The sequence below is a fragment of the Streptomyces sp. NPDC030809 genome (genome assembly GCF_055572195.1).
In genome coordinates, this window is record NZ_JBVIDV010000002.1 from 207716 (window position 1) to 218535 (window position 10820).

The following is a 10820-nucleotide window of genomic DNA, read 5'->3' on the forward strand; positions in this document are numbered from 1 at the left end:
AACGCTTGATCAGCAGGAGCTGGATCAGGCGGCCGGAACGATGTTCACGACCTTGCGGCCACGGTGGGTGCCGAACTGCACCGCACCGGCCTGCAGGGCGAACAGGGTGTCGTCGCCACCGCGGCCGACACCGGCGCCCGGGTGGAAGTGGGTGCCGCGCTGGCGGACGAGGATCTCACCAGCGGAAACGACCTGACCGCCGAAGCGCTTCACGCCGAGCCGCTGGGCATTGGAGTCGCGACCGTTCCGGGTGGACGATGCGCCCTTCTTGTGTGCCATTGCTCAGTCCCTCTTTACTTCGCGGCGGTCGGGATGCCGGTGACCTTGATCGCCGTGTACTGCTGACGGTGACCCTGACGACGACGGTAGCCCGTCTTGTTCTTGTAGCGCAGGATGTCGATCTTGGCGCCCTTGTGGTGGTCCACGACCTCGGCCGTGACCTTGATGCCGGCCAGGACCCACGGGTCGCTGGTCACGGCGTCGCCGTCGACAACGAGCAGGGTCGAGAGCTCGACCGTGTCGCCAACCTTGGCAGTGGAAATCTTGTCAACCTCAACGATGTCGCCGACAGCAACCTTGTGCTGGCGACCACCGCTGCGCACGATGGCGTACACGCGGATCTCTCTCTCGCTCGAAAATCGGAACTCCTGAAGCCAGCCGACCCCGGCGGAACGCGGGAGGCCTCCCCCGCGCCGTGAAGCCCGGGAGGTGAGGTGCTCAGGAGCTGGCGTGCACGTAGACACGCCGACGGTCAAGGTTACGGGGCCCGGTTTGAGAGGTCAAACCGGGCCCCGTCACCCTTCCTGCACTGCTGTGATCAGGCGTCCGTGGCCGCCGGGGCGGACTGCTCCGCCGCCGCCGCCTTCTTGGCCGTCTTCTTCGCAGTGGTCTTCTTGGCCGCCGTCTTCTTGGCGACGGCCTTCTTCGCGGTCGTCGTCTTCTTCGCGGCGGCCTTCTTCGCCGGAGCCTTCTTGACAGCCGTCTTGCGGGCCGTCTTCTTGGCCGGAGCGGCCTCCTCGACGGACTCCTCGGCGGGCTGCGCCTCCGGCTCGGCAGCGGCCGCCACGACCGCCTCCGCGGCCGCGGGGGCGGTGACGACGACCACGGCCTCGGCACCGGCCGGCGAACCGGCGGGCGCGGTGGCCTTGCGGGTCGCACGGCGGCGGGCACGCGGCGGGGCGGCGTCGGCCACGGGCTCGGCCACGGGCTCCGCGACCGGCTCGGCGACGGTCTCGGCGACCGGCTCCGCCACGGCCTCGGCAGCGGCCTCCTCGGCCGGCGCCTCGGTCGCGGCCGGGGCGGCAGCCTCCGGCGCGGCCTCGGCCGGCTTCGGCTCGCCCGCCGGGGCGGTGGCCTTGCGGGTCGCACGACGGCGCGTACGGCCCTTCGGCGCGGCCTCCTCGGCGACCTCGGCCACCTCGGCCACCGGCTCGACGACGGTCTCGGCCTCGACGGGCTGCTCGACGGCGGTGGCGACGGCCTCGGGGGCCGGCTCCAGCACCGTGTCGGCGGGCTCGGCCACCGGCTCCGGCTCCGGCTCCGCAGCCACGACGGGCTCCGCGACCGGGGCGGCGGCCGGAGCCGCAGCGGCGGCGGCGCGCGGGGCACCGGCCGGGGCGCTGGCCCTGCGGGTCGCACGGCGCCGCGAGCGGCGGCCGCTGATCAGGCCCGCGGCGGCCTCGGCCTCGGCGGGGCTGCTGTACAGCTCCTCGTCGGGGACGAAGTCCGGCTCGGGCAGGGCGATCGGCGCGGCGAGCTCCGCCGCGACCTCGGCCTCGGTCTCGGCCTCCGTGACATCGGACTCGATGCCCGTCACCAGGTCGTGGTCGTGCTCGTGCGCACCGCCGCGGCCGCGCTTCTTGGCGCGCTTGCCGTTGCCGCCGCCGCCGACGGCCGTCGGCTGCTCCATGTGCACGATCACACCGCGGCCGTTGCAGTGGACGCAGGTCTCGGAGAAGGACTCCAGCAGGCCCTGGCCCACCCGCTTGCGGGTCATCTGGACCAGGCCCAGCGAGGTGACCTCGGCGACCTGGTGCTTCGTACGGTCCCGGCCCAGGCACTCCAGCATGCGCCGCAGCACCAGGTCCCGGTTCGACTCCAGGACCATGTCGATGAAGTCGATGACGACGATGCCGCCCAGGTCGCGCAGCCGCAGCTGGCGCACGATCTCCTCGGCCGCCTCCAGGTTGTTCCTGGTGACGGTCTCCTCGAGGTTGCCGCCCTGGCCGGTGAACTTGCCGGTGTTGACGTCGATCACGACCATGGCCTCGGTCTTGTCGATCACCAGCGAGCCGCCGGAGGGCAGCCAGACCTTGCGGTCCAGGGCCTTGGCGAGCTGTTCGTCGATGCGGTACGTCGCGAAGACGTCCACCTCGGAGGTCCACCGCTGCAGGCGGTCCGCCAGGTCCGGGGCCACGTGCGAGACGTAGCCGTGGATGGTGCTCCACGCCTCGTCGCCGCTGACGATGACCTTCGAGAAGTCCTCGTTGAAGATGTCGCGGACCACGCGGACGGTCATGTCCGGCTCGCCGTACAGGAGGCTCGGCGAAGAGGTCGAGATCATCTTCGACTTCTTCTGGATGTCCTCCCACTGGGCCTGCAGGCGCTCGACGTCGCGGCGCAGCTCGTCCTCGCTCGCACCCTCGGCGGCGGTGCGCACGATGACGCCCGCGTCCTCGGGGACGATCTTCTTGAGGATGGTCTTCAGGCGCGCGCGCTCGGTGTCGGGCAGCTTGCGGCTGATGCCGGTCATCGAGCCCTCGGGCACGTAGACCAGGTAGCGGCCGGGCAGCGAGACCTGGCTGGTCAGGCGGGCGCCCTTGTGGCCGATCGGGTCCTTGGTGACCTGCACGAGGACCGACTGGCCGGACTTGAGGGCGGACTCGATGCGGCGCGGCCCGTTGGCCATGCCGAGCGCCTCGAAGTTGACCTCGCCGGCGTACAGGACGGCGTTGCGGCCCTTGCCGATGTCGATGAAGGCGGCCTCCATCGACGGCAGCACGTTCTGGACCTTGCCCAGGTAGACGTTGCCGACGTACGAGGTGGCCTGCTCCTTGTTGACGTAGTGCTCGACGAGCACGTTGTCCTCGAGGACGCCGATCTGGGTGCGCTCGCCGTTCTGGCGGACGACCATGACGCGCTCGACGGCCTCGCGGCGGGCCAGGAACTCGGCCTCGGTGATGATCGGGACGCGGCGGCGGCCCTGCTCGCGGCCTTCGCGGCGGCGCTGCTTCTTGGCCTCCAGGCGGGTGGAGCCCTTGATGGACTGCACCTCGTCGGACGGCTCCGCCTTCTCGCGGGCCGGGCGCGGCTCGCGCACCTTGACGACCGTGCGGACGCCGTCCTCGTCGGCGGCCTCGGTGTCGGCGGCGTCACCCGAACGGCGGCGGCGACGGCGGCGGCGACGGCTGGAGCCGGAACCGAGCGCGGTCTCCTCGGCCTCCTCCTCGCCTTCCTCCTCGGCGGCCTCTTCCTCCTCCTCGGACTCCTCCTCGGCGGACTCGTCCAGGTCGGAGGACTCGCCCCGGCGACGGCGGCGGCCACCGCGGCGGCGACGGCGGGCCGGGCGCTCGCCCGACTCGTCGGCCTCGTCCAGCTCCACCTCGGCCTCGGTCTCCGCCTCGGGCTCCTCGGCGAGGGCCTCCTCGGCGGCGGGCGCCGGGGCGGGGGCGGCCGGGGCGGCGGGCTCGGGCTCGGCGGCCGCGCCACGACGGCGGCGGCGACGGGCGGCGGGCTGCGGGGCGGGGGCGACGGCGGCCTCGGCCTCCGTCTCCTCCTCCTCGGTCTCCGCTTCCTCGGCGAGCGCCGCGGCGGCGGTCATCGGGGTCTGGAACATCGGCTCGGTGAAGACCGGGGCCTGGAAGACGGGCACGGCCGGGCGGCGGCGGCCACCGCGCGCGGGGGCGGCCGGAGCCTCGGCCTCGGCGGCCTTCGGGGCCTCCGCCACGGGCTGGGCAGCGGCGGCGCGGGTGGCGCGGCGGCGGCCGCGGCCCTTGGGCGCGTCCACGGCGTCGGCCACGGTCACCGTCGCCGGCTCGGGCGCGGCGGCCTCGTCGGCAGCGGGCGCGGCGGTGGCGCGGGTGGCACGGCGGCGGGTACGGGCCGGAGCGGCAGCCGGAGCGGCCTCTTCTGCCACGGTCTCGGCGGCCGGAGCCTCGGAAGCGGCCTCGGCCTGCTCGGCGGCCGGGGCCTCGGCGACGGGGGCGGCGGCGGCGCGGGTGGCACGGCGGCGGGTACGGGCGGGGGCGGCGGCCGGAGCGGACTCCTCGACCACGGCGGCCTCGGCCGCGGGGGCCTCGGCGGCGGGCGCCTCCACGGCGGCCGGGGCCTCGGCGACGGGCGCGGCGGCGGCGCGGGTGGCACGGCGGCGGGTACGGGCCGGAGCAGCGGCCGGAGCAGCCTCCTCGACCACGGTCTCGGCGGCCGGAGCCTCGGCAGCGGGCGCCTCCACGGCAGCCGGAGCCTCGACGGCCGCAGCCGTCGCAGCACGCGTCGCACGGCGGCGGGTACGGGCGGGAGCGGCAGGCTCCTCGGCAGCGGCGGCCTCGGCAGCGGGCGCCTCGGCGGCAGCCGGGGCCTCCGCCGTGGCGGAGGTGGCCGCGCGGGTGGCGCGGCGGCGGGTACGCGCCGGAGCAGCGGCCGGAGCGGCCTCCTCGGCCGCGGTCTCGGCGGCCGGAGCAGCGGCCTCGGCGGCCGGCTCGGGGGTCACGGCACCGCCGGGCGGGCCCGCCGGGCGGGATGCCGCGCGGCGCCGGCGGCGCGGCGGCAGGGTGTCACTCGGGCTGTCGTCAGCACCGCTGTGAAGGGGTTCGTTGTTGAGCATGCGGGGGTTCTCCCGTCACGCTCCCGGGCGCCGCGGCTGACATCCGGTCCGGCGCGGTCCGCGTGATGAGCGCGGACCGGCCTCCGGGGCGCGTGCACCGCACGGGAGCTGTTGTCCAAGCCGCCGGTTCCGTACGTGATGTCCGTACGGCCTGGCGGAAGTCTTCAGGTCGGTGCGCGGCCCGACCCAGGTGGCTCCCGAGTTCCAGGGCTGCGCGGCGACGACAGTCCCTACGCGGGACCTTCCGGCGCCTTCGCGTCGGCAGGAACGGCGGCCGTGGGTGGAGCGGCCGTCACTGCCTCGCGGTCGGGCGCGAGCGGGTCGGTCACCGTGCCGGACTCCTCGTCGAAGAGCCCCTGCGCCAGCCTGGTCACCGCTGCGGGGACCGGCGGCGCCAGGTCGGCCACAGCTCGGAGACCGGACAGGACGTCGTCGGGTCGCACGGCAGGTGTCACGTGCCGAACAACCAGGCGCAGTATCGCACAGGCATTGTCCGCGGGCCTATCAGCCGGGGCAGGAAGCGCCTCGAGGCTCACCACAGCTCCGCGGGTGTCGAAGGTGCGCATGCCGTTCTTCGTGCGGCGCTGGACCTCCACGGATCCGGCGCCGAGGAAGGCGGCCGTCGCCCGTTCGGCCTCGGCGGGGTCCACGCCTTCGAGGCGCATTTCCCAGATCGAGGCGGTGAGGCGGTCGGCGAGGCCGGAGGTGCGGGCCTCCACGGCATCGGTGATGTCGAGGCCGTCCGGCAGCGACTCGTCGAGCAGCTCGCGGAGCTTCTCGGGGTCGCGGGCCTCGGTGAGCGCGATCTCCAGGTACTCGGCCTCGGAGCCGGTGCCGGTCGGAGCGGCGTTCGCGTACGAGACCTTCGGGTGCGGGGTGAAGCCCGCCGAGTAGGCCATCGGCACCTCGGCGCGGCGCAGGGCCCGCTCGAAGGCCCGCTGGAAGTCTCGGTGGCTGGTGAACCGGAGGCGGCCGCGCTTGGTGTAGCGCAGTCGGATGCGCTGCACCGCCGGTGCGGGCGGCGGGCCTTCGGGCTGTCGCTTGCCCAGTGGTTCTTCTCCTTGTGCGGGGCTCCGCGGCTCGCGCGTCGCCCTGAGGTCTGTCGGGCCGTACGGCCGCTCCCTGCCCGCCGTCTCACGCCCGCTTGCGCAGGGAGATCTCGGAGGCGGTCGCCGAACCGTCGGCTGTCGTACTACCCAGAGTACGCGCCCGTGACCTCACCGGTTCCCGGGGAGGAGTGCCGAACAGGGCCCGGCGCACCTCCGAGCGCACCTCGCGGACCACCCCGCGCACCGTGCACCAGGCGTCCCGCAGCACGTGTCCGAGGGGGGTCAGCACCTGCCGGTACAGCCACGCCGAGGGCCGGGCGACCAGGTGCCGCCAGAGGAACCCGAGGATCCGGCCGGCCGTGCGCCAGGCCCATCCGAGCAGCCGGCACAGCGGTCCGAGCAGGTACGTCCACAGCCGTACGGCGCACCAGGCGGCGGCCCGGCCGGCCGGCACGGCCAGGTACCGCCAGACCAGGGCGCCCGTCCAGGCGGCGGCCCGTCCCGCCGGCACCAGCACCCACCGCCACAGGCCGACCCACGGCCACACGAACACCAGCCGCACGAGCCCGCGGACCAGCCACGCGAGGCCCTTGCCGACCGGCAGCACCAGGTACCGCCACAGCCCCGCGGCCGCCCGTCCGAGAGCTTTCCCGAAGGGCACGAGCAGGCACCGCCGGAGGAACCGCCCCGCCGGGGCCAGCACGGACCGCCAGGTCCACGCGGCGGCTGCGGCCAGCGCCAGGCCCGCGGGTACGAGGACGTGGTCCAGCAGCGCCAGCCCGGCGGGGCGCAGCACGTACCGCCAGAGGCCGAGCCAGGGCCAGACGAGGACCAGCTTCCCCAGGAAGGTGAGAACCCGCACAACGGCCCGCCCCACGGGAGCGAGCGCGTACCGCCACAGCGGCCGCCCGAGATACCGGTGCAGCCCCCGCCCCGCGGCCGCGACCACCTCCCAGACCAGCCGCACGGGCACCACGACCACCAGGGCGAGCACCCGCACCGGCGCGACCAGGCATCCGTCCCCCTGCCCGGGGGCGCCCCGCGCCCCGGTCCCGCCGCCGTACCCGCCGTCCGTGCCGTTCATGCAGGTGTAGACACGCGCGGGGCCGCCTGGGGTTGCAGCGAGGGAGCGGCGTTCCGCCGGTGGACGCCCTTGTTTCTGCACCCATCGAACACGCATGCCCCCGCCGGGAGGACCCGGCGGGGGCATGGGCGGAGCACGAGGCGGAAGGGGCTACTTCACCACGCTGAGCGGCAGCAGCTTCTTGCCCGTGGGGCCGATCTGGATGTGCGTGTCCATCTGCGGGCAGACGCCGCAGTCGAAGCACGGGGTCCAGCGGCAGTCCTCGACCTCGGTCTCGTCGAGGGCGTCCTGCCAGTCCTCCCAGAGCCAGTCCTTGTCGAGGCCCGAGTCCAGGTGGTCCCAGGGCAGCACCTCTTCGTACGTGCGCTCGCGGGTGGTGTACCAGGCCACGTCCACGCCGTACGCGGGCAGGGTCTTCTCCGCGGCCTGCATCCAGCGGTCGTACGAGAAGTGCTCGCGCCAGCCGTCGAAACGGCCGCCGTCCTCGTACACCGCGCGGATCACGTCACCGATGCGGCGGTCGCCGCGGGACAGCAGGCCCTCGACGATGCCCGGCTTGCCGTCGTGGTAGCGGAAGCCGATGGAGCGGCCGTACTTCTTGTCGCCGCGGATCTTGTCGCGGAGCTTCTCCAGGCGGGCGTCGGTCTCCTCGGCGGAGAGCTGCGGGGCCCACTGGAACGGGGTGTGGGGCTTCGGGACGAAGCCGCCGATGGAGACGGTGCAGCGGATGTCGTTCTGGCCGGAGACCTCGCGGCCCTTGGCGATCACGTTGACCGCCATGTCGCCGATCTGGAGCACGTCCTCGTCGGTCTCGGTCGGCAGGCCGCACATGAAGTACAGCTTCACCTGGCGCCAGCCGTTGCCGTACGCGGTGGCCACGGTCCGGATCAGGTCCTCTTCCGAGACCATCTTGTTGATGACCTTGCGCATGCGCTCGGAGCCGCCCTCGGGGGCGAAGGTCAGGCCGGACCGGCGGCCGTTGCGGGTCAGCTCGTTCGCCAGGTCCACGTTGAACGCGTCCACGCGGGTGGAGGGCAGGGACAGGCCCACCTTCTCGTCCGCGTAGCGGTCGGCGAGGCCCTTGGCGATGTCGCCGATCTCGGTGTGGTCCGCGGAGGACAGGGAGAGCAGGCCGACCTCTTCGAAGCCGGTGGCCTTCAGGCCCTTCTCGACCATCTCGCCGATGCCGGTGATGCTTCGCTCCCGCACGGGGCGCGTGATCATGCCGGCCTGGCAGAAACGGCAGCCGCGGGTGCAGCCGCGGAAGATCTCGACGGACATCCGCTCGTGGACCGTCTCGGCGAGCGGCACCAGCGGCTGCTTCGGGTACGGCCATTCGTCGAGGTCCATGACGGTGTGCTTGGACACGCGCCACGGCACGCCGGAACGGTTCGGTACGACGCGCCCGATGCGGCCGTCCGGCAGGTACTCGACGTCGTAGAAGCCCGGGACGTAGACCCCGCCGGTCTTCGCCAGGCGCAGGAGGACCTCCTCGCGCCCGCCGGGGCGGCCCTCGGCCTTCCAGGCGCGGATGATCTCGGTCATGTCGAGGACGGCCTGCTCGCCGTCGCCGATGACCGCGCAGTCGATGAACTCGGCGATCGGCTCGGGGTTGAACGCCGCGTGGCCGCCCGCGAGGACGATCGGGTCGTCGACGGTGCGGTCCTTGGCGGACAGCGGGATGCCCGCCAGGTCCAGGGCCGTGAGCATGTTCGTGTAGCCCAGCTCCGTGGAGAAGGACAGGCCGAACACGTCGAAGGACCTCACCGGGCGGTGCGAGTCCACCGTGAACTGCGGGACCCCGTGCTCGCGCATCAGGGCCTCCAGGTCGGGCCACACGCTGTACGTGCGCTCGGCGAGGACGCCCTCGCGCTCGTTCAGTACCTCGTACAGGATCATGACGCCCTGGTTGGGCAGGCCGACCTCGTACGCGTCCGGGTACATGAGAGCCCAGCGGACGTCACACTCGTCCCACTTCTTGACGGTGGAGTTGAGCTCACCACCGACGTACTGGATGGGCTTCTGCACATGCGGGAGCAGAGCTTCGAGCTGTGGGAAGACCGACTCGGACATCACGCGACTTTCGTGAAGCGGGCAGGGGGTGACTCTCAAGCGTACCTCGAGGCACGGACGCCCCCGGCCCGCCCATGATCGGCCGTCAGTCCCCGAGGGCGGCCCGCAACCCGGGATCCGAGGCCCGCTCCCACGCCTCGGGCAGCTCGCGCTCGCGGCGCTCGGCTCGGGCCTCCTCCCGTCCGTACAGCAGTCCCCAGGTGAAGGCGGGCTCGCGGGCGTCGTGGGCCTGGGCGGCCAGGGTGCGCAGGGCCTCGCGGGCCACGACGGAGTCCTGGTGGTCGCCGAGCAGGGTCTGCACCGACTTCATCGCCTTGGCGAGCTTCCCGGCGGGGGCGCCGAGGGCCGGGCCGGCGGCCTCGGCGGCGTAGCGGGCCCGCTTCGCGGCCTTGCGGGCGTCGTGCAGGGCGAGGTCCCGTTCGTGCCCGGGGGGCAGGGCCAGGGCGGCCGGGATCCGGTCGGCGAGCCGCTCGTAGTCGCGCAGGACGGCCTTGCGGAACACCTTCCCGGCCGGTTTGGCGGCGGCCGGCAGCAGCGGCGGTTCGGCGAGCAGGGCGTCGAGTGCGGTGAGGAGGGCCAGGTAGCGGCGGCTGTCGAGTACGGCGAGGGCGCGGCGCCGGGATCCGGAGCGGCGGGCGGTGTTCCAGGTGCGCAGCCGGCTGCGGACGGGGCCGACGGCGAGGGTGCGGGGCAGCTCGCCGAGGGCCTCCTGGAGGCGTTCCGCCAGCACTTCCTGGTCCCGGTCCACGCCGAGCTCGGCGGCGACCCAGCGCAGCTCCTCGGCCAGCGGGTCGGTGACGGTGCGGTCGAGGATCCGGCGGTGGGTGCGGAAGGCGCTGCGCAGCCTGCGGGTGGCGACGCGCATCTGGTGGACGGAGTCGGGCAGGTTGCGGCGGACCGCGGGGTCGTAGGAGACGAGGGCGCCGACCTGGGCGTGCAGGTGGGCGAGGAGGACGGCGCCGGCGCTGCCGTCCTCGGGCGGCGGGCCGGGGCGGCGGGGGGCTTCGGTGCCGGTTTCGGCGAGGGCCCGGGCGAGTTTGGACGGGGCGTCGGAGTCCTTGAGCCCGGCTTTGCGGAGCTTCTTGCCGACGGCGTCGAGGAGGGCGGGGTCGGCGCCGTCGGCGAGTTCCACCTCCACCTCGGTCCAGGAGGCCTCGGCGGCCGTTCCGCCGAGCCTCTCGGCGCGGACGGCGTCGGTGCTGAGCTCGGCGAGGAGGGCGCCGTCGGCGTCCACGAGGTGCAGCACGCGGCGGGAGGAGAGCAGCCGCAGGAGCGGGACGGGCTCGGTGTCGCGGACCCGGGAGCGCACGAGTCCGGCGAGGCTGCGGGGCAGGGTGTCGGTGAGTTCTGCCTGCACCTCGTCGCGGATGCCGGGGGCGACGGGGAGTTTGAGGTGCCAGCCGGCGTCGGAGCCTCCGGTGCGGCGGCGGAGGGTGAGGCCGTCGGCGGCGAGCCGCTGGTCGGGGGTGTCGTAGTAGACGGCGTCGAGGTCGGCGGTGCCCCGGTCGAGGACGGCCGCGATGCCTGCGGTGCCGGTGAGGTCGGGGGGCGCGGCGAGGAACCGGCGCCCGGCCTTGGCCGTAGTGAACTCGAATTTCCGCTCGATTTCGCGCTTCGTGTCCGCCATGGACCGAACTTAGTCCCGAACGGACCGCCTCGGGCGGGTTACGCAGAAGTAGCGTGCTCCCACGGCCCGGGGGGGGGGGGGGGGGGGGGGGTGGGGGGGGGGGGGGGGGGGGGGGGGGGGGGGGGGGGGGGGAGGGGGGGGGGGGGGGGGGGGGGGGGGGGGGGA

7 protein-coding genes are annotated in these 10820 nt (G+C 74.1%); all 7 read right to left on the reverse strand.

Features of this window, described 5'->3' with window-relative positions; genetic code table 11:
• Window positions 1-24 precede the first annotated feature (24 nt).
• Window positions 25-279: a 50S ribosomal protein L27 gene (gene rpmA / locus ACZ407_RS03635; RefSeq protein ID WP_008738950.1), complete on the reverse strand. Its 255-nt coding sequence runs from the start codon at window positions 277-279 to the stop codon at window positions 25-27.
• 14 nt (window positions 280-293) lie between these two features.
• Window positions 294-614, reverse strand: coding sequence for a 50S ribosomal protein L21 (rplU, locus tag ACZ407_RS03640; protein ID WP_114036861.1), 321 nt, complete (start codon window positions 612-614; stop codon window positions 294-296).
• A 203-nt stretch (window positions 615-817) separates the two neighbouring features.
• Window positions 818-4822 carry an Rne/Rng family ribonuclease gene (locus ACZ407_RS03645; RefSeq protein ID WP_468125167.1) on the reverse strand — a complete coding sequence of 1335 codons (4005 nt, stop codon included), beginning with the start codon at window positions 4820-4822 and terminating at the stop codon, window positions 818-820.
• Window positions 4823-5052: 230 nt separating this feature from the next.
• Window positions 5053-5829 (reverse strand): TIGR03936 family radical SAM-associated protein, encoded by a 777-nt coding sequence (locus tag ACZ407_RS03650; RefSeq protein WP_468125168.1) that lies wholly within the window; start codon window positions 5827-5829, stop codon window positions 5053-5055.
• Between the two features lie 127 nt (window positions 5830-5956).
• Window positions 5957-6955, reverse strand: a complete 999-nt coding sequence (locus ACZ407_RS03655; RefSeq protein ID WP_468125169.1) for a hypothetical protein — start codon at window positions 6953-6955, stop codon at window positions 5957-5959.
• 150 nt (window positions 6956-7105) lie between these two features.
• The gene (locus ACZ407_RS03660) at window positions 7106-9028 is read right to left on the reverse strand and encodes a TIGR03960 family B12-binding radical SAM protein (protein WP_468125171.1); all 1923 of its coding nucleotides are present in this window, start codon (window positions 9026-9028) and stop codon (window positions 7106-7108) included.
• Window positions 9029-9113: 85 nt separating this feature from the next.
• Window positions 9114-10655, reverse strand: a complete 1542-nt coding sequence (locus ACZ407_RS03665) for a CYTH and CHAD domain-containing protein (RefSeq protein ID WP_468125173.1) — start codon at window positions 10653-10655, stop codon at window positions 9114-9116.
• Window positions 10656-10820: the final 165 nt, after the last annotated feature.